This is a genomic window from Hydrogenophaga sp. ANAO-22 (genome assembly GCF_042466645.1).
GTDB lineage: Bacteria > Pseudomonadota > Gammaproteobacteria > Burkholderiales > Burkholderiaceae_C > Hydrogenophaga.
On record NZ_CP159956.1, the window covers coordinates 519,123 to 536,503 of the forward strand.

The 17,381-nt window shown below is 70.7% G+C and carries 20 protein-coding genes; 13 read left to right on the plus strand and 7 right to left on the minus strand.

Annotated elements, in window-relative coordinates; genetic code table 11:
* Positions 1-32 precede the first annotated feature (32 nt).
* Together ABSY19_RS02250 and ABSY19_RS02255 are read left to right on the plus strand one after the other, a co-directional pair.
* Positions 33-374: a hypothetical protein gene (locus ABSY19_RS02250; RefSeq protein ID WP_382158664.1), complete on the plus strand. Its 342-nt coding sequence runs from the start codon at positions 33-35 to the stop codon at positions 372-374.
* 156 nt (positions 375-530) lie between these two features.
* Positions 531-701, plus strand: coding sequence for a hypothetical protein (locus ABSY19_RS02255; protein WP_382158666.1), 171 nt, complete (start codon positions 531-533; stop codon positions 699-701).
* A 12-nt stretch (positions 702-713) separates the two neighbouring features.
* On the opposite strand, the gene ABSY19_RS02260 is transcribed toward ABSY19_RS02255, so the two are convergent.
* From ABSY19_RS02260 to ABSY19_RS02270, 3 genes are read right to left on the minus strand one after another with little or no spacing between them, the layout of a single operon-like run.
* The gene (locus tag ABSY19_RS02260; RefSeq protein WP_382158668.1) at positions 714-1,658 is read right to left on the minus strand and encodes a hydroxyacid dehydrogenase; all 945 of its coding nucleotides are present in this window, start codon (positions 1,656-1,658) and stop codon (positions 714-716) included.
* The gene (locus tag ABSY19_RS02265; RefSeq protein ID WP_382158670.1) at positions 1,655-2,341 is read right to left on the minus strand and encodes an RraA family protein; all 687 of its coding nucleotides are present in this window, start codon (positions 2,339-2,341) and stop codon (positions 1,655-1,657) included. The genes ABSY19_RS02260 and ABSY19_RS02265 overlap by 4 nt, the downstream gene beginning before the upstream one ends.
* Before the next feature lie 24 nt (positions 2,342-2,365).
* Positions 2,366-3,337, minus strand: coding sequence for a Bug family tripartite tricarboxylate transporter substrate binding protein (locus ABSY19_RS02270; RefSeq protein ID WP_382158672.1), 972 nt, complete (start codon positions 3,335-3,337; stop codon positions 2,366-2,368).
* Between the two features lie 105 nt (positions 3,338-3,442).
* Here ABSY19_RS02270 and ABSY19_RS02275 point away from each other — a divergent pair, with 105 nt between their 5' ends.
* The gene (locus tag ABSY19_RS02275) at positions 3,443-4,201 is read left to right on the plus strand and encodes an IclR family transcriptional regulator (RefSeq protein ID WP_382158674.1); all 759 of its coding nucleotides are present in this window, start codon (positions 3,443-3,445) and stop codon (positions 4,199-4,201) included.
* Positions 4,201-5,376 carry a putative sulfate/molybdate transporter gene (locus tag ABSY19_RS02280; protein WP_382158676.1) on the plus strand — a complete coding sequence of 392 codons (1,176 nt, stop codon included), beginning with the start codon at positions 4,201-4,203 and terminating at the stop codon, positions 5,374-5,376. The genes ABSY19_RS02275 and ABSY19_RS02280 overlap by 1 nt, the downstream gene beginning before the upstream one ends.
* A gap of 10 nt (positions 5,377-5,386) precedes the next feature.
* Here ABSY19_RS02280 and ABSY19_RS02285 read toward each other — a convergent pair whose 3' ends face one another.
* Together ABSY19_RS02285 and ABSY19_RS02290 are read right to left on the minus strand one after the other, a co-directional pair.
* On the minus strand, positions 5,387-5,761 hold the full coding sequence (locus tag ABSY19_RS02285; RefSeq protein ID WP_382158678.1) for a LuxR C-terminal-related transcriptional regulator: 375 nt from the start codon (positions 5,759-5,761) through the stop codon (positions 5,387-5,389).
* A gap of 14 nt (positions 5,762-5,775) precedes the next feature.
* Positions 5,776-6,672, minus strand: a complete 897-nt coding sequence (locus tag ABSY19_RS02290) for a LysR family transcriptional regulator ArgP (RefSeq protein WP_382158680.1) — start codon at positions 6,670-6,672, stop codon at positions 5,776-5,778.
* Between the two features lie 72 nt (positions 6,673-6,744).
* On the opposite strand from ABSY19_RS02290, the gene ABSY19_RS02295 reads away from it, so the two are divergent.
* The 3 genes from ABSY19_RS02295 (at position 6,745) to ABSY19_RS02305 (ending at position 8,374) form a co-directional block, all read left to right on the plus strand.
* Positions 6,745-7,365, plus strand: a complete 621-nt coding sequence (locus ABSY19_RS02295; RefSeq protein ID WP_382158682.1) for a LysE/ArgO family amino acid transporter — start codon at positions 6,745-6,747, stop codon at positions 7,363-7,365.
* Positions 7,366-7,374: 9 nt separating this feature from the next.
* A complete protein-coding gene (locus ABSY19_RS02300) occupies positions 7,375-8,016 on the plus strand; it encodes an FMN-binding negative transcriptional regulator (RefSeq protein ID WP_382158684.1) in 642 nt (213 codons plus the stop codon).
* 64 nt (positions 8,017-8,080) lie between these two features.
* Complete coding sequence (locus ABSY19_RS02305; protein ID WP_382158686.1) at positions 8,081-8,374, plus strand: DUF1330 domain-containing protein; 294 nt, start codon at positions 8,081-8,083, stop codon at positions 8,372-8,374.
* A gap of 15 nt (positions 8,375-8,389) precedes the next feature.
* Here ABSY19_RS02305 and ABSY19_RS02310 read toward each other — a convergent pair whose 3' ends face one another.
* Both ABSY19_RS02310 and ABSY19_RS02315 read right to left on the minus strand, forming a co-directional pair.
* Complete coding sequence (locus ABSY19_RS02310) at positions 8,390-8,800, minus strand: hypothetical protein (protein ID WP_382158688.1); 411 nt, start codon at positions 8,798-8,800, stop codon at positions 8,390-8,392.
* Complete coding sequence (locus ABSY19_RS02315; protein ID WP_382158690.1) at positions 8,797-9,318, minus strand: hypothetical protein; 522 nt, start codon at positions 9,316-9,318, stop codon at positions 8,797-8,799. The genes ABSY19_RS02310 and ABSY19_RS02315 overlap by 4 nt, the downstream gene beginning before the upstream one ends.
* Positions 9,319-9,672: 354 nt before the next feature.
* On the opposite strand from ABSY19_RS02315, the gene ABSY19_RS02320 reads away from it, so the two are divergent.
* Genes ABSY19_RS02320 through pdeM form a run of 6 tightly spaced genes read left to right on the plus strand, consistent with a single transcriptional unit; the run spans position 9,673 to position 17,301 of the window.
* A complete protein-coding gene (locus tag ABSY19_RS02320; RefSeq protein WP_382158692.1) occupies positions 9,673-11,187 on the plus strand; it encodes an ATPase domain-containing protein in 1,515 nt (504 codons plus the stop codon).
* Positions 11,184-12,731: an ATP-binding protein gene (locus ABSY19_RS02325; protein ID WP_382158694.1), complete on the plus strand. Its 1,548-nt coding sequence runs from the start codon at positions 11,184-11,186 to the stop codon at positions 12,729-12,731. Before ABSY19_RS02320 ends, ABSY19_RS02325 begins: the two co-directional genes overlap by 4 nt.
* 35 nt (positions 12,732-12,766) lie before the next feature.
* The gene (locus ABSY19_RS02330) at positions 12,767-13,855 is read left to right on the plus strand and encodes a phosphatidylserine/phosphatidylglycerophosphate/cardiolipin synthase family protein (RefSeq protein ID WP_382158696.1); all 1,089 of its coding nucleotides are present in this window, start codon (positions 12,767-12,769) and stop codon (positions 13,853-13,855) included.
* A gap of 58 nt (positions 13,856-13,913) precedes the next feature.
* On the plus strand, positions 13,914-14,162 hold the full coding sequence (locus ABSY19_RS02335; protein ID WP_382158698.1) for a hypothetical protein: 249 nt from the start codon (positions 13,914-13,916) through the stop codon (positions 14,160-14,162).
* Positions 14,163-14,177: 15 nt separating this feature from the next.
* Positions 14,178-16,646, plus strand: a complete 2,469-nt coding sequence (locus ABSY19_RS02340) for a ligase-associated DNA damage response DEXH box helicase (protein WP_382158700.1) — start codon at positions 14,178-14,180, stop codon at positions 16,644-16,646.
* Positions 16,639-17,301 (plus strand): ligase-associated DNA damage response endonuclease PdeM, encoded by a 663-nt coding sequence (gene pdeM / locus ABSY19_RS02345; RefSeq protein WP_382158702.1) that lies wholly within the window; start codon positions 16,639-16,641, stop codon positions 17,299-17,301. Before ABSY19_RS02340 ends, pdeM begins: the two co-directional genes overlap by 8 nt.
* The last annotated feature ends 80 nt before the right edge of the window (positions 17,302-17,381 follow it).

The window sequence follows — 17,381 nt, forward strand, 5'->3', positions numbered from 1 at the left end:
TTGCCAGACAGAGCACGCCTCGGCTGAGCGCCGTGGCGTTGCTTCTGTTCCTGCTGGTTCTTCTGGGTGTTTCCCTGGGGAACCCGGCGGCGCGCCTGAGCGCGCACGCGCCCCACCCCTACGCCCAGGACGACGGCACGCCGTTGCGTCAGGCGGTGATGACGGCGGCGGGGCGGTCTGCGATGGCGGCCCTGCGCCCCGTTGCCAAGAAGATGGGGGCGAAGGGGACCGATGGCGCGCTGCCGGTGGTCAGCGTCACGTTCACCACGCTCGACACCCCCGGGGGCGAGGCCCCCGACCGCCGTGGCCCGAGGCTGCCCGAGCCCGCGCCCCACGGCTACCTGGCCCGCGCGCCGCCTGCCGCCCTGGCGTGACGCCTGGCGCACCGGTTGGTGCGCCCCCTCCTCTTCCTCGCCTGACGACGCTGCTGCCGCGTTGCGTTGCCTCGCCATGCCCTCCTGGCCCAGGAGGCCGCGAGGCGCTGCGCCGCCGCGCGCGGCCTTCCCTATTTCTCTATCGGACGCATCTTCATGACTTCACTGGACTACGCCTTGACCATCGGCGCCATCGCCGCCCTGCTGCTGTGGCTGGCCTGGAACGAACGCAAGGCCGACAACGCGCGCGATGCCGGGCTGCTGTTCACGCTCGGCTCCATCGTGGGGGCAGTGGCCGGCGCGGTGGCGCTGTTTCTTCCGGCTTGAAGCGGATCGGGTTCAGCGGTCCGCCGAGACCTCTGCCTCGCGCAACACGGCGAGCAGGTTTTCGCTGGCCGCCAGGCCCATCTTCACGTAGGCGTCGGCCGTGACGCCGCCGATGTGCGGGCTGAGGATGATGCGGTCTTCGTCGCGGAACGGGTGGTCGGCCACCATGGGTTCCATGGCGAAGCTGTCCAGCCCGGCCGAGGCCACGTGGCCTGTGCGCACGGCGTCCAGCAGCGCGGCTTCGTCCACCAGGCCGCCGCGCGCGGTGTTGACGATGAGCACACCGGGTTTGCAGCGCGCCAGGGTGTCGCGGTTGAGCAAGCCCCGGTTGTCGTCGGTCAATGGGCAGTGCAGCGAGATCGCGTCGGACTCGCGCCAGAGCGTGTCGAGGTCCACCACCTCGATGTCGGCCGGCACCTTGCTCGCGTAGGGGTCGAAGCCGATCACCCGCATGTCCAGCGCCTTGGCCATGCGCGCGAAGCGCTGGCCGATGGCGCCCAGGCCGATGAGGCCGACGGTGCGGCCGGCCAGCTCCACGCTTTTGTGCGTGGCCTTGTCCCAGTGGCCCGAGTGCATGCGGGCGTTCAGGGCCGGCACGGACTTGGCGCAGGCCAGCAGCAGCGCCATGGCCTGCTCGGCCACGGCCGCCGCGTTGGCGCCCACGGCGGCGCGCACTTCCACGTGGCGCGCTGTCGCGGCCACCTTGTCGATGGTGTCGGTGCCGCTGCCGTGCTTGGAGATCACGCGCAGCGAGGGCGCGGCGTGGATGGCCTCTGCCCCTACCTTGCCGTAGCGCACGATGATGGCAACGGGGTCGTGCTGTTGGCAGAGCGCGACGATGTCCTGCTCGCTGGGGGTCTTGCCGGCGTAGACGATGTCGAAATCGGTCAGCAGCGCGAGCGCTTGCGGGGCCAGGTCGGCGGCGGTGACGAGGATGGCGGGCCTGGTGGAGCTCACAGCCGCTCCCCTTCCTTGAGCACGCCGGCCGAGCGCAGCGCGGCGTCGAGCCATTTGGCGGCCGTGTCGCCTTGCTGGATGGCGGCGATGCGCGCGGCTTCGTCCTTCACCTTTTTCTCGGCCAGGGGCAGCAGGGCTTCGATCTTCTCGCGCTCGACGATCACCACGCCGTCGGCATCGCCGAGCACGAGGTCGCCGGGGTGCACGGTGACGCCACCGATGGAGATGGGGTGGCCGATGCGGCCGGGCACGAGCTTGGTGGGGCCGTTGGGGTTGGTGCCCACGCTGAACACGGGGAAGCCCATTTCCTCGAGTTCGAGCGAGTCGCGCACGGCGCCGTCGAGCACCACGCCGGCAATGCCGAGCTTCTGGCACGCGGTCATCATGATGGTGCCCATGAGCGCGGCGGTCTGGTCGCCTTTGCCGTCCACCACCAGCACGTCGCCGGGTTGGGCGAGCGACATGGCGGCGTGGATCATGAGGTTGTCGCCGGGGCGCACTTCCACGGTGAACGCGGTGCCCACCACTTTCATGCTGGGGCGAAGGGCGGTGATGCGGCCGTGCAGCGCGCCGCGCCGGCCGGCCACGTCGGCCAGGATGGCCGCCTGGTAGGCGCCGGCCTGCTGCACGATGTGCGGGGGAACGCGCTCGAAGTCGCGGAGGATGTCGGGGGTGGTGGTCACGGTGAGGGTCCTGAAGGAAGTGAATCAGTCGAGCTTGGCGCCGGAGTCCTTGACGACCTTGCCCCAGCGCACGATGTCGTCGCCGATGAGCTTGGCGAAGGCTTCGGGGGTGCTACCGGCCACGTCGGCGCCCTGGTCGCTCAGCTGTTTCTGCAGGGCGGGCAGTTGCAAGGCCTTGTTGATCTCGGTGTTGAGGCGGGCCGTGACGTCCTTGGGCAGGTTGGCCGGGCCGAGGATGCCGAACCAGGTGACGGCCTCGAAGCCCTTGTAGCCGGACTCGGCGATGGTGGGCGTCTGCGGCAGGTCGTCCACGCGCTTGAGCGAGGTGACGGCCAGGGCGCGCATCTTGCCGTTCTTGATGTGGCCGATGAGCGTGGGGATGGACGACACGTAGACCTCCACGCGCTCGCTGATCACGTCGTTGATGCCCTGGGCCGCGCCTTTGTAGGGCACGTGCATGAGCTTCACGCCGGCTTCTTTCTGGAACATCTCCATGGCCAGGTGGGCCACGGTGCCGTTGCCCGAGGTGGCGAAGTTCAGCGCGCCGGGTTTGGCTTTGGCTGCGGCGACGAGCTCGGCAAACGTCTTGTAGGGCGAGGTGGCCGAGACCACGAGCGCCAGCGGCGCGCTGGCCACCATGGAGATCGGCGTGAGGTCCTTGACGGGGTCGTAGGGCAGCTTGCTGTACAGGCTGAGGTTGATGGCGAGGTTGCTGGTCTGGCCGAGCACCAGGCTGTAGCCGTCGGCGGGCGACTTGGCCACGTTGTCGATGCCGATGTTGCCGCCCGAGCCGGGCTTGTTGTCGATGATGAAGGACCACTTGGTGGTCTCGCTGATCTTCTGCGTGACCTCGCGGCCGATCAGGTCGGTGCCGCCGCCCGCGGGAAAGGGCACGACCAGGCGCACCGGCTTGTTGGGCCAGGCCTGGGCATGGGCGGTGGTGACGAAAACGGATGCCAGCGCGAGGCCGGCGAGGATGCGGCGGGAAATGATCACGGTGCTTGTCTCCAGTTGTTCAGCCAACCACGTTGGCCGTGGGACCGGACTGTAGGGAGGAGTTGCGTTCAGTACAATGCCGTTTCACGGAACGAAACGAGGTGCATGGTGCGCAATCCTCCCAAAGACGATGATGAACCCGCTGCCGGGGGTGTCAACGCGGTGACGCGGGCACTCTCGCTGATGGAGACTTTCCAGGCCGGCGAGGCCACGCTGTCGCTCGCGGAAATGAGCCGGCGCGCGGGCATGCACAAGACCACGGCGCTGCGGCTGGCGCGCACGCTCGCGCTCTCCAGCTACATGTTGCAGGCCGAGGACGGCCAGTGGCGGCTGGGGCCGGCCACGGGCTGGCTGGGCGCGCGCTACCAGCGTGGCTTCGACGTGAACTTCGCCGTGGAGCCGGTGTTGCGCGAACTCGTGCAACTCACCGGCGAGAGCGCGACCTTCTACGTGCGCGAGGGCAACATCCGCGCCTGCATCGCCCGTGTGGAAGGCGCGCAGGCGGTGCGCCACCATGTGCGCATCGGCGAGCGCCTGCCGCTGGACAAGGGCTCGCCGGGCCGCGTGATCCTGGCATTCAGCGGGCAGCGTGGCGAGCCCTACGAAGAGATCCGCAAGCGCGGCTACCACCTCTCGCTGGGCGAGCGCGAGCCCGAGGTGTCGAGCGTGTCGGCGCCGGTGTTCGGCCTGAACTGGCGGCTGCTGGGTTCCATGTGCATCTCGGGGCCGGGCTCGCGGCTCACGAAGCCCAAGCTGGAGAAATACGCCAAGCACGTGATCCGCGCGGCCAACGAACTGTCGTATGCGCTCGCGGGCAGCCGCTCGGCGAACACGCCGCCGGTGGTGTCAAACTGGCACCCCTGATGAGCACCGAACCTTCCGCCAACACCACCGCGCCGCTGGCGCGACCGGCCAACCGATTCGACCGCATGGAGTGGGCCGGTGCGTTCGGCGACCTGGGCACGCTCATTCCCTTTCTGGCGGCCTACATCGGCGTGCTGAAGATGGACCCGACGGGCGTGCTGTTCGCGTTCGGCGTGGCCATGCTGGTCTGCGGCTTGTACTACCGCACGCCGTTCCCGGTGCAGCCCATGAAGGCCATTGGCGCGGTGGCGGTGGCGCAGGCGGCGCAAACGGCGGTGATCACACCCGGCACCGTGGTGGCGGCGGCGCTGGTGACGGGCGCGGTGTGGCTCGTGCTCGGGCTCACGGGCGCGGCGCGCACCCTCTCGCGCCTGGTGCCGCCCACGGTGGTGGCGGGCATCGTGCTCGGGCTGGGCCTGGGCTTCATGCTCGAAGGCGTGCGCATGATGCAGACAGCCTGGGTGCTGGCCGCCGTGGCGGGCGCCGTCACCCTGGCGCTGATGTGCACCCGGGCCATTCCCGCCATGTTCGTGCTGCTGGCCCTGGGCGCGGCGGTGGGCCTGTACCAGAACCCGGCCCTGGGCTCGGCGCTGGCGAATGCGAACCTGCAACTGACCACGCCCACCTTCGCCCTGGGCTCGCTCTCGTGGAACGACCTGTTCATCGGCGTCGTGTTTCTCGCCTTGCCGCAGATCCCGCTGACGCTGGGCAATGCGGTGATCGCGATCAAGGAGGAGAACAACCGCCTGTTCCCTCACGCGCCGGTGACGGAGAAGAAGGTGGCGGTGTCGACCGGCCTCATGAACGTGTTCAGCTCAACCGTGGGCGGCGTGCCCATGTGCCATGGCGCGGGCGGCATGGCCGGCCACGTGGCCTTCGGCGCGCGCACCGGCGGGGCCGTGGTCATTCTGGGTGCCGTGCTGCTGGCGCTGGCGCTGTTCTTCAGCGACTCGGTGCACGTGCTGTTCCAGCTCTTCCCGCCGGCGGTGCTGGGCGTCATCCTGTTCTTCACCGGCGCGCAGCTGGCCCTGGGCGCGGGCGCGCTGGGCGCGGCCAGAAACGACCGCCTGGTGGTGCTGGCCACGGCCGGCCTGTGCCTGTGGAACGTGGCCATCGGCCTGGCCGTGGGGCTGGTGCTGCACCACCTCGCGCGGCGCGGGTGGTTGCGGTTCTGAGCGCGCGGGCTCAGTCCTCGACGCCGATCAAGCCCTCGCGCACCGCCAGGCGCACCAGGGCGGGCACGTCGTCCACGCCCAGCTTGGCCATGATGCGGGCGCGGTAGGACTCCACGGTCTTGGGCGAGAGGTCCAGCTTCGTGCTGATGACGGCGCTGGTGAGGCCCCGAACCACCATGAGGATGACCTGCCTTTCCCGCGCCGACAGGGAGAGCACGGCGGCCGATCGGGATTCGGCCATCAGGCCTTCCACCGCCAGCGTGGATGCCCGCCGGCAGAGGTACCGGTGACCGTTGGCGACCACCTCCACGGCGTTGAGCAGCTCGAGGGATGCCGAGTTTTTCAGCACGTAGCCCAGGGCGCCGCGCCGCAAGGCTTCCACCACGTGCCGGGGGTTGGTCAGTGGGGCAACAGCGCTGCCGCGGCGGCGCGCGTGAGGTGCCGCGTGAGTTCGTCGAGCAAGGTGGAGGCCGCGCGCGCCTGCTGCCAGTGCAACGGCACATCGAGCGGGGTGCCGGGCACCAGTTCAACGAGGTGGCCGGCCTTGAGATGGGCACGCACCATCACCTCGGGCTGCAGGCCCCAGCCCATGCCCGCGAGGGCCGCCGTGACAAACGCATGCGGCGACGGCAGGGTGTGCCGGGGCAGCTCCACGTGCCGGTGGCACTGGCGGCGCGCCCAGCGCGCCTGCAGCTGGTCCTTGGTGTTGAACACGAGGCTGGGTGCCTTGCCCAGGCTGCCGGCCCCCACGCCCTGGGGAAAGTGGCGCTGCACGAACGCGGGGCTGGCGGTGGCGAGGTAGCGCATGGTGCCCAGCGGGCGGCTGTTGCAGCCCACGGCCGGGCGGGCGGTGGCCGTGACGGCGGCGAGCACCGCGCCGCTGCGCAGCCAGTCCGAGGTGTGGTCTTCGTCGTCCACGGCCACCTGCATGAGCACGGGCGCCTGGGCCGCGAACGCGGCCACGGCGGGGGCGAACCAGGTGGCCAGGCTGTCGGCGTTCACCGCCACGGGCAGCGCCACGCGCGCGACGCCTTCGGGCGCGAGCGCGGGCAGCGTGCCTTGCAGTTCCTGTTCCAGCAGGCTCACGCGGTCCACGTGCTGGCACAGGCGCCGGCCGGTTTCGGTCGCTTCGCAGGGTTGGCCGCGCACCACCAGCGCGCTGCCCACGCGCTCTTCCAGCAGCCGGATGCGCTGCGAGACGGCCGAGGGCGTCACATGGAGCGCGCGCGCGGCGCGCTCGAAGCTGCCTTCGCGCACGACGGCGGCCAGGGCGGACAAGGAGGCGTAGTCCAGCATGATTCAGTTTTGCTTCATCGGATGTAGTGAAGACAGTTTGCCTTCACAGCCCCGCACTGGCAATCTCGGGGCATGACGACAACTTTCATTCAAGGCCTGGTGCTGAGCCTGGGCCTGATCGTGGCGATTGGCGCGCAGAACGCGTTTGTGCTGCGGCAGGGCCTGCGCCGGGAGCACGTGGGCAGCGTGGTGCTGTTCTGCGCCGTGGCCGACGCGGTGCTGATCACGGCCGGTGTGCTGGGCATGGCGCAGGCGCTGGGCGAAAGCCCCGGCCTGGCGCGCGCGCTGGCGCTGGCCGGCGCGGTCTTCCTCGCGGTGTACGGCTGGCGGGCCTTGCGGCGCGCGCGCCTGCCGCAGCAGCTGAATGCCGCCGATGGGGGCGAGGGTTTGAGCCGGGGCGCGGCCGTGGCGCAGGCGGCGGCGTTCACGCTGCTCAACCCGCATGTGTACCTGGACACGGTGCTGCTGGTGGGCAGCATCGGCGCCCAGCAGCCGGCCGCGTTGCGCGGCTGGTTCGTGGCCGGGGCGAGCACGGCCAGCCTGTTCTGGTTCGGGCTGCTGGGCTTTGGCGCGCGCTGGCTCGCGCCCTGGTTCGCGCGGCCGCGCGCGTGGCAGGTGCTGGACGGGCTGATCGGCATCACCATGTGGGTGCTCGCGGCGCTGCTGGTGCGCCATGCATTCACCACTTCCTGAGGATGGACCATGTACGTTTCAAAGCACCACGCCCTCGATGACAGCGAGGCGATCTTCGGCCTGATGGAGGCGCACCCGCTGGGCGCCTGGGTGTGCCATACCGCGGGCGGCCTGGTGGCGAACCATGTGCCCTTCTTGCTGGACCGCAGCCGAGGCGAATTCGGCACGCTGGTGGGCCATGTCTCGCGGGCCAACCCGATCTGGCGCGCGCTGGGCGCGGCCGCGCCTTCGGTGGTGATGTTCCAGGGGCCGCAGGCCTACATCTCGCCCGGGTGGTACCCGGGCAAAGCGGCCCACGGCAAGGTCGTGCCCACCTGGAACTACACGGTGGCGCATGCGCACGGCGTCGCGCGCGCGGTGGACGACCGGGACTGGCTGCTGGACATGCTGAACCGGCTCACGGCCACGCACGAGGCCGACCGGCCCGCACCGTGGCGCGTGGGCGATGCGCCCGCGGACTACGTCGACCGCATGCTGCGCGCCATCGTCGGGGTGGAGCTGCCCATCCAACGGCTCGAAGGCAAGCTCAAGGCCAGCCAGGACGAAGACCTGCCCGACCGGCTGGGCACCGTGCGCGCCTTGCGGGCGGACCCGAGCGGCGAAGCTCAGGCCCTGGCCGGGCTGGTCGAAAAGGCCCTGGGTGGCATGTGAAAAAGACGCGGCCTGTACATTGCGGGCTTCATCTCTGCTCTCAACAACCACACGAGGAAATCACATGCCCAAGGCTTACTGGATGGCCACCTACCGTTCGATCAGCGACCCCGCCGCCCTGGCGGAATACGCCAAGCTGGCCGGCCCCGCCATTCAGGCGGCGGGCGGGCGCTTCCTGGCGCGCGGCATGCCCGCGCAGGTGTACGAAGCGGCGGTCCACCAGCGCGCCGTGCTGATCGAATTCGACAGCGTGGCGCAGGCCACCGGGGCGCACGACAGCCCGCAGTACCAACTGGCGCTCAAGGCCCTGGGCAATGGCGCGGAGCGCGACATCCGCATCGTCGAAGCGGTCGAATAAAAAGCCCTGAACCGGTCAGTGCGTGAGCTGTCGAACGCAGCTGACCGCGGTGGGAACGCCTTTGAACGTCCCGGCGGAACTGCCACCGGCAGGCACGAACGAATGGAACCAGGCGAGGGCCACCGGGCCCACGCTCCATTGCGTGGAACTCCAGCTCGTGGGAAAGCTGGCATGGCCGGGCGTGTGCAGCTTCTCCTGCACCGTTTCCCCGCTGGTGCATCCGGCGGAGGGGCTGTCGCTGAGCTCGCAGATGGCGGGCAGGTACCAGTCGGCATAGCCATTGATGGTGGCGCGGCAGGCGCCAGCCGCGTAGCCCGTCAGCGGGACGCCCACATGCTCGGGGGCCGACACGATCCGCTGCGTGTTGCAGGCGCCGTCGAACTTGCCGTTGCAGAAGGGCAGCGGGCCTGCTGAGTTGTCGGTCACGCCGGGGACTTCAAACACCGCGCCGGGCGCGACGTTGTGCTGGCTCCAGTTGTAGAGCGCGGTGCTGTCGCCGGCAATGGCCACCTTGCCGCCGATGCTCGCGCTGGGGGCGTGGCGTCGTCGAGGGCAAAGACATGACCACCCTGGTAGACGCTGCCGTAGTCAAGCACATGGACCTGAACCGTTGGCGTGTTGGTGTTGCTGCCCCGCACGGCCATGGACACCGGAACCGGCGCCAGGGCACCCGGCAGCGCGCTGGCCACCGCACCGGGCGTGATGGTGATGGTGCACGTGGCGCCGGGTGCCAGCGTGGTGCAGTGGTTGAGGTAGGTGGTGCCCGCCGGGAACACCACCGCCGGATCGACCTCCACCAGCGTCGCGGGGTGGGCACCGGTGTTCACCACGCTGACGCTGCGCGAGGCGCCAGAGACCTTGAGCGCCAGCACGCTGAGGCTCACGCTCAGGGTGGTCGCGGCGGCGGGCGAGGTGAGAACGGGTGGTGGGGGTGGCGGGGGCACGGGCGGCGGGGCTGCCTCGGGAGAGCCTCCGGAACCACCGCCGCAAGCGGTGAGAAGTGCCAACAGATTCAGGACGCAGAATTTCCGATTCGTGATGGCAGACAGCATGGATGGCTAGGGTGATGGGATTTTTGTAACTGGCAGTGGACCTTAGCAGTTTCCGTTGTCGTCCTTCGCACGATCAGGCCATGGAAAACCGGCCATTCCGTTGGTATGGCGCCCCATTCAGCTTTCGTTTTTTCAGGGCGTTGTCCGGTGGCGCCACCGCCTGATGGGCGCGGTGGCTTGGTGCATCCGGGCGCCTGTGGGAAGATGGGTTGAGCCCCCCGCCCCCCTCTCTTCACGCGGCCCGCCATGACCCGACCCTCACTGCCTATCGACGACACCACCGCCTCCTCTTTGCTGCGCACCGGCGTGCCCGGCCTGGACGACGTGCTCGGTGGCGGATTGACGCCGGGCCGCCTGTACCTGGCCGAGGGTTCGCCGGGTTCGGGCAAGACCACCATCGCCATGCAGTTCCTCATGGAAGGGGTTCGCATGGGTGAGGCCGTGTTGTACGTCACCCTCTCGGAAACCGCCGATGAACTGCAGGGCGTGGCCCGCTCCCACGGCTGGGATCTCAATGGCGTGGAAATCCGCGAGATGCTGCCCGCGCAGGAATCGCTCTCGCCCGAGGAGCAGTACACGGTGTTCCACCCCTCCGAGGTGGAGCTGGGCGAGACGACCATCCGCATCCTGGAGGACGTCAAGCGCATCAACCCTTCGCGGGTGGTGTTCGACTCCCTGTCCGAACTGCGGCTGCTGGCCGGCAATTCGCTGCGGTATCGGCGCCAGATCCTGGCGCTCAAGCAGTTCTTCGCGGGGCGCAACTGCACCGTGGTGCTGCTGGACGACATGACCGCCGTGGAACACGACCTGCAGGTGCAGAGCATCTCGCACGCGGTGCTGCGCCTGGAGCAGATCAACCCGGACTATGGCGGCGCCCGGCGCCGGCTGGTGGTGCTCAAGTACCGGGGCCAGTCGTTCCGGGGTGGGTACCACGACTACAAGATCACGCGCGGCGGCCTGATCGTCTTTCCCCGGCTGGTGGCGGCCGAACACGTCGAACCCGTGAGCCAGACCAAGATGCCCAGCGGCCTCAAGGAGCTGGACGACCTGCTGGGCGGCGGCATCGAGCGCGGCACCAGCACGCTGCTGGTGGGCGCCCCGGGCACCGGCAAGTCCAGCGTGGCGGTGCAGTTCGCCATGGCGGCGGCCGAGCGCGGCGAATGCGCGGCCCTGTTCATCTTCGACGAGAGCATCGCGACCATGCGCACGCGCTCGGAAGGCATGGGCATGCCGATCTCGAAATACATCGACTCGGGCCTCATCCGGGTGCGGCAAGTGGACCCGGCCGAGCTCTCGCCCGGCGAGTTCGTGCACGAGATCCGGCAGGCCGTCACCGAGCACCACGCCAGCGTGGTGGTGATCGACAGCCTCAACGGCTACCTCAACGCCATGCCGGACGAGCGTTTCCTCATCGTGCAACTGCACGAGCTGCTCACCTTCCTCGGCCAGTCCGGCGTGGCCACCGTGCTCATCGGTGCGCAGCACGGGCTGATCGGCATGCAGATGCACTCGCCGGTGGACGCGAGCTACCTGGCCGATGCCGTGGTGCTGCTGCGCTACTTCGAGGCCGAGGGCGAGGTGCGGCAGGCGATTTCCGTGATGAAGAAGCGCGGCGGCCAGCACGAGCGCAGCATCCGCAGCTTCAAGATCACGCCCGACGGGCTCTCTCTCGGGCCACCCCTGCGACAGTTCCGCGGCATTCTCACGGGCGTACCGATTCCCCTGGAAGGCGTGGTCGATCCCGACCCGCCAGCGAAATGACCGACGTTCCGGCTCGGTCGCCCGAGCTGCGCGTCTTGCTCAGGATGGTCACGGCGAAGGACGGCGAGATGACCATTCGCCTGCTGGCGCGCGCGGGCATCGCGGCCGAAACCTGCGCGGATGCCGCCGAACTGGCGAAAGAAATGGCGGTAGGCGCCGCGGCCGTGCTGATCGCCGAAGAGATCCTGGCCGACCAGGGCTTCGGGCGCGTGATGCTGGCCTTGCGTTCGCAGCCCGCCTGGTCCGACCTGCCGGTGATCGTGCTGGCGCGCTCGGGCGTGGATTCCGTGGCGGTCACCGAGGCCCTGGAGCAGCTGGCCAACCTCACGGTGCTGGAGCGGCCGATGCGGGTGGCTTCGCTGGTGAGCTCGGTGCGCACGGCGCTGGCGGCACGCCGGCGGCAGTACCAGTTGAGAACCACGCTGGAAGGCCTGCGCGAGGCGGACCAGCGGAAAACCGAATTCCTGGCCACGCTGGCGCATGAGTTGCGCAACCCCCTGGCACCGCTGCGCACCTCCTTGAGCATCCTCACGGAGAAGCAGCCGGACGAGGCCACCGCCCAGCGCCTCTACGCCATGATGGACCGGCAGGTGACGCACATGGTGCGGCTGATCGACGACCTCATGGAGGTGTCGCGCATCACGCGGGGCAAGATCGAATTGCGCCTGGCACCGGTCTCGCTCCACCGCGTGGTGCGCGACGCCGCCGAGCTCAGCAAACCCCTGCTCATGGCGGGCCGCCACGAGCTGGTGCTGGACCTGCCACCGGTGCCCAGCACCGTGCAGGGCGATGGCGTGCGGCTGACCCAGGTGTTCGCCAACCTGCTCAACAACGCCGCCAAATTCACCCCGCCGCAAGGCCGCATCGTGGTGAGCCTGCGGTCGGACGGGCACGCCGCGCGCGTGCAGGTCAGCGACTCGGGCGTGGGCATTCCGCCAGCCATGCTGGGCTCGGTGTTCGACATGTTCGTGCAGATCAGCGACACCTCCCGCGTGGCGCAGGGCGGCCTGGGCATCGGCCTCACGCTGGTGCGCAGCCTGGTGGAACTGCATGGTGGCCGTGTGATGGCGAGCAGCCCTGGCGTCAACGAAGGGACCACGATGACGGTCGAACTCCCGCTGGTGCCGGAGACGGTGGAACAGGCGACGGCGGACACCCTGGCGACCCAGCGGCGCGCCGGCCAGGGCCATCGGGTGCTGGTGGTGGACGACAACCGCGATGCGGCCGACTCCCTGGCCGAGCTGCTCGGGCTGATGGGCGCCAGCACCGCGGTGGCCTACGGCGTGGAGGAAGCCCTGGCCGCGATGGCGGTGTGCACACCCACCCTGGCGTTCATCGACATCGGCATGCCCGTGCGCGACGGGTACGAACTGGCTGGCCTGGTGCGCGCGGACAGCGCGCTGGCCGACACGGTGCTGGTCGCGCTCACCGGCTGGGGGCAGGCCACGGACCGCGAACGCATCATGGCCGCGGGCTTCGACCACCACCTCATCAAACCCGCGGACCTTGATCAGCTGACCGAGCTGCTGGACACCCGCCGCTGAAGAGGCGGCCGGGAACGCCGCTTGCCCTGGGGGGCATGAAACAGCCTGCCTTCACGCCATTGGCCCCTGAGCGTGCCTCCGTGGCCGCCGCCGACGCGGATGACGAGCCGGGCGAGCGGCTGCTGGAGGGCAACCAGGCCGACCTCTTCGACCACACCGAAGACGTCCGGGCCGCGCTGATCGGCACGCTGGAGCGCGCGGTGGACCACATCAACCTGGACGCCGCGCTGCTGCACACACCCGGGCTGGGCGCCGACATCATCGGCTGCCTGGGCGAACAATGCCGCAAGGGCGTGCGCGTGCAGGTCATCGCGCACACACTGGACATGGCGCGCGCGACCGACGAGCTCTCTCGCCTGTGCGAGGCGGGCATCACCCTGAACGAAGACCACCCCCGACGCGGCTGGCGCGGCTGGCTGGACCGCCGTCTGCGCGCCACGCACCGCCAGCTGGCGGTGGTGGATGGCGAGGTGGCCTGGTGCGGGCCGGGCATCCGCTCCCCGGACCTCTGCAGTTTTGGTCCCCACGTGCGGATGCGCGGGCCGGTGGTGCAGCGCCTGCAGCGGCTCTTTCTGGAAGCCTGGCACGCCTCCAGCTCCGCCGCCCGCCTGCCCCAGGCGAATTACTTTCCGCCCTTGATCGTGGTCGGGCGCGCGCGCATGGGCCTGTCGGCCGCGCCCGCCACCGGCGGTGTGCCGCTGCAGGCAGGCCACTCCCTCGTCGAGCAGATCGAGAAAGCGCGCGCCCAGGTGTTCGTGAGCATGGTCGAGCGCGCGCCCTCGCGCCGCCTGATGAAGGCCCTGCTCGCGGCGAGCGCCAGCGGCGTGGGTGTGACCGTCGTGGTGCACCGGCATGCGCTGGGTTGGCGGTGGCAGGAACGCTGCGCCGACCTTCTGAGCGTCGGGGCGCGCGTGTACCGTGTGGACGACAGCTGCCCCTTCCCCTGCCACGCCGTCGTGGACGGCCACTGGTCGAGCCTGGCGGTCGACGGGCCGCGCGCCAAGGTGGGCGAAGGCGCCGAGCTGATCGTGATGGACACCGAGTTCGCCGCGTCGCTGGAAGCGGTCTTCCACCAGGCGACGGGGCACGCGGTGCAGTTGCACGAAGCGGCCGTGCCCGCCTGAAGGCAGGGCCCGGGTACGCGCCTTGCCCTGTCTCTGCGCACGAACGGAAAGGACAGACATGACCCGACTCGAAGACAGCACGCGCCCCGCCGCCGTGCGCGCCTCCTCGCGCCAGCCCCAGGGCGACTTTGGCCGGGGCCGCGACCACGCGCCGCTGGGCGGCAGCGACGCCCCGCACCTCGAACAGAACCAGCGCGGCGCCTACCGCGATGCGGAAACGCCCGAGGAAGACCACGCGCCGGCCGAGGTGCCGTACCGCCCGGCGGGAAAACCGCGCGGCGCGAACGAGGGTGGCGGTGCCGTTTGATGCCGTGACGATCGGGTGACCCTGAGCCCGCGCCCACCGGCTGCCCGCACCCGCGCGGCCGGCGCGGCGCTGTTCGCGTGGTTCGCCGCCCAGGGTTGGTCCCCCGCCCCTTTCCAGCGGCAGGTGTGGCGCCATTGGCAGCGCGGAGAGTCGGGCCTGCTCGTCACCCCCACCGGCAGCGGCAAGACCTTGGCGGCGCTGGGCGGCGCCTTGCTCGACGGCCTGCGCGAGGCGGCTCCCGCGTCCCCCACCTCGCGCCTGCGCCTGCTCTGGGTGACGCCGCTGCGCGCCCTGGCCACCGACACCACCCAGGCCCTGAGCGCGCCGCTGGAAGCCCTGGGCCTGCCCTGGACGGTGGCCAAGCGCACGGGCGACGCCAGCTCGCGCGACCGGCGCCTGGCCCGCCAGGGCTTGGCCGAGGTGCTGGTGATCACGCCCGAGTCGCTGGCCCTGATGCTGTCCTATCCCGAGACGGCGGCCCTGCTCGCGGGGCTGCGGGGCGTGATCGTGGACGAGTGGCACGAGCTGCTGGGCAACAAGCGCGGCGTGCTGCTGCAACTCACGCTGGCGCGCATCCGCGCGCTGGCGCCCACGGCCGTGACCTGGGGCCTCTCGGCCACGCTGGGCAACCTGGACGAGGCGCGCGACGTGCTGCTGCCGCACCGGCCCGGCGCGCCGGTGGTGCGCGGCGCGCGGCGCCGGGGCCTGGTGCTCCAGACGCTGCTGCCCGAGCACGGCGAGCGCTTCGCCTGGGCCGGCCACCTGGGCCTGTCGCAGCTGGAGCGGGTGATGCAGCTGATTGCCGGCGCGCGCAGCGCGATCCTGTTCACCAACACGCGCGCGCAGGCCGAGCTGTGGCACCGTGCGTTGTCGTCGATCTGGCTGGAAGCGCCGGGCACCCTGGCCCTGCACCACGGCTCGCTGGACACGGCACTGCGCCTGGCCGCCGAGCAGGGCTTGCGCGACGGCAGCGTGCGCTGCGTGGTGGCCACCTCCAGCCTGGACCTGGGTGTGGACTTTCCCGCCGTGGAGCTGGTGATGCAGGTGGGCAGCCCCAAGGGCCTGGCACGCCTGCTGCAGCGCGCCGGCCGCGCCAACCACCGGCCCGGCGAGGCCGGCGTGGTCCACGGCGTGCCCACGCACGCGCTGGAACTGGCCGAGTTCGCCGCCGCGCGCAAGGCCATCGCGGCCGGGGAGATCGAGGCCCGGCGCCCGCCACGCCTGTCGCTGGACGTGCTGTCACAGCACTGCGTGACGCTGGCGCTGGGCGGCGGCTTCGAGCCGGACGCGCTGCTCGCCGAGGTGCGCGGCACACACGCCTTCGCCGCCTTGAGCGACACGCAATGGGCGGGCGTGCTGCGCTTCATCGAACGCGGCGGCCAGGCGCTGGAGAACTACCCCGACTTCCACCGCGCGGTGCGCGGCGACGACGGCGTGTACCGCGTGACGGACCGGCGCGTGGCGCTGCGCCACCGGCTCTCCATCGGCACCATCACGGCCGACGGCGCGGTGGCGGTGCGCTTTCCGCGCGGCGCCTCGCTGGGTTCGGTGGAGGAGAGCTTCATCAGCCGGCTGCGCCCGCGCGACCGTTTCCAGTTCGCCGGCCGCACGCTGGAGCTGGTGGCGGTGGACCAGATGACGGCCTATGTGCGCAAGGCCAAGGGCCTGAGCGCCGCCGTGCCTCGCTGGCAGGGTGGGCGCATGCCGCTGTCCACCGAACTGGGCGCGGCCATGGAGGCGGTGCTCGACGGCCCGCGCGACAGCCCGGAACTGCGCGCCCTGGCCCCCTTGCTGGACCTGCAGGCGCGCGTCTCGGCCCTGCCCACGCCGCGGACCCTGTTGGTGGAGACGGTGCGCACGCGCGGGCGCGCGTCGCTGTTCGTCTACCCCTTCGCCGGCCGCACGGTGCACGAAGGCATGGCCGCGCTGTTCGCCCTGCGCTGGGGGCGCCTGGCGCCCAACACCTTCCTGTACGCGGTCAACGACTACGGCTTCGTGCTGAATGCCTCGCAGCCCGCGCCGGCGGACGCGGACCTCATCGCGCGGCTGCTCGCGCCGGCGGACCTCCTGGACGACCTGCGGGAGGGCCTGAACCTGACCGAGATGGCGCGCCGCCAGTTCCGAGAGATCGCGCGCGTGGCCGGCATGCTGGTGCCTTCGCTGCCCGGCGGCGCGCAGCGCAGCGCGCGGCAACTGCAGGCTTCCAGCGGCCTGCTGTTCGACGTGCTCCAGCGCTACGACCCGCATCACCTGCTGCTGGCCCAGGCGGTGCGCGAGGTGTTCGAAGCGCAGATGGACGTGCAGGCCCTCACGGCCGCGTTCACGCGCTGCGCGGCGCGCACCATCGACCTGCGCCAGCCCCGCACGCTGACCCCGCTGTCGTTTCCGCTGTGGGCGGAGACGGTGCGCGGCGAGCTGAGCACGGAAGACTGGTCGGCCCGGGTGCGGCGCGCGGCCGAGCAACTGCAGGCGCGCCATGGCTGAGGCCATCGACCTGGTTCTGGCCGGCGAGCCCGTTCGCCTGTTCGCCGACCGCGCGCTGTACTGGCCGGCGCGGCGGCGCCTGCTGGTGGCCGACGTGCACCTGGGCAAGGACGACGCGTTCCGCGCCGCCGGCATCGCCTTGCCCACCGGTGGCACGCGCCACGACCTGGAGCGACTGACGGCGCTCATCGAGCGCAGCGGCGCGGATTCGCTGTGGGTGCTGGGCGACCTGCTGCATGGCCCGCGCGTGGATGCGCGATGGCGAGAGGAATGGGCGCGCTTTCGCGCTCGCCACGCGGGCATGCGCATGCTGCTGGTGGAGGGCAACCACGACCGCGCGGCGGCGCGCGCGGGGCTGGACATCGAGCACCGCCGCGAGCCCGTGGACGACGGCCCGTTCGGCTTCGCGCACGCGCCGCGCCTCGCACCCGAAACCGGTGCCCGGTTCGTCGTCTGCGGCCATGTGCACCCGGTGGTGAGCGTGCCGGGCTTCCGGGGCCGTTTTCCGGCCTTCGCCCTGACGGAACGGCAACTGGTGCTGCCCGCCTTCTCCCTCTTCACCGGCGGCCGGCTGGTGCGGGAGGCGCAGGCGCGCTTCGCCTGCATGGGTCCGCAGCTGCTGGACATGGGGCCCACGCCCACGCGGAATCGGTAAAAACGTCGGTCAGATTCACCGGACGGCGACGGTTTTCCCTCCGCCGCGTGCCGATATCCGTTTTCCGCATATCGCTGCTC

Bases quoted from the DNA above. Each gene is read 5' to 3' on its own strand.
- pdeM (WP_382158702.1), top strand. From the start codon at position 16,639: ATGGCTGAGGCCATCGACCTGGTTCTGGCCGGCGAGCCCGTTCGCCTG.
- ABSY19_RS02325 (WP_382158694.1), top strand. From the start codon at position 11,184: ATGACCGACGTTCCGGCTCGGTCGCCCGAGCTGCGCGTCTTGCTCAGG.
- ABSY19_RS02280 (WP_382158676.1), top strand. From the start codon at position 4,201: ATGAGCACCGAACCTTCCGCCAACACCACCGCGCCGCTGGCGCGACCG.
- ABSY19_RS02290 (WP_382158680.1), bottom strand. From the start codon at position 6,672: ATGCTGGACTACGCCTCCTTGTCCGCCCTGGCCGCCGTCGTGCGCGAA.
- ABSY19_RS02335 (WP_382158698.1), top strand. From the start codon at position 13,914: ATGACCCGACTCGAAGACAGCACGCGCCCCGCCGCCGTGCGCGCCTCC.
- ABSY19_RS02330 (WP_382158696.1), top strand. From the start codon at position 12,767: ATGAAACAGCCTGCCTTCACGCCATTGGCCCCTGAGCGTGCCTCCGTG.
- ABSY19_RS02295 (WP_382158682.1), top strand. From the start codon at position 6,745: ATGACGACAACTTTCATTCAAGGCCTGGTGCTGAGCCTGGGCCTGATC.
- ABSY19_RS02255 (WP_382158666.1), top strand. From the start codon at position 531: ATGACTTCACTGGACTACGCCTTGACCATCGGCGCCATCGCCGCCCTG.
- ABSY19_RS02300 (WP_382158684.1), top strand. From the start codon at position 7,375: ATGTACGTTTCAAAGCACCACGCCCTCGATGACAGCGAGGCGATCTTC.
- ABSY19_RS02320 (WP_382158692.1), top strand. From the start codon at position 9,673: ATGACCCGACCCTCACTGCCTATCGACGACACCACCGCCTCCTCTTTG.
- ABSY19_RS02305 (WP_382158686.1), top strand. From the start codon at position 8,081: ATGCCCAAGGCTTACTGGATGGCCACCTACCGTTCGATCAGCGACCCC.
- ABSY19_RS02275 (WP_382158674.1), top strand. From the start codon at position 3,443: ATGGTGCGCAATCCTCCCAAAGACGATGATGAACCCGCTGCCGGGGGT.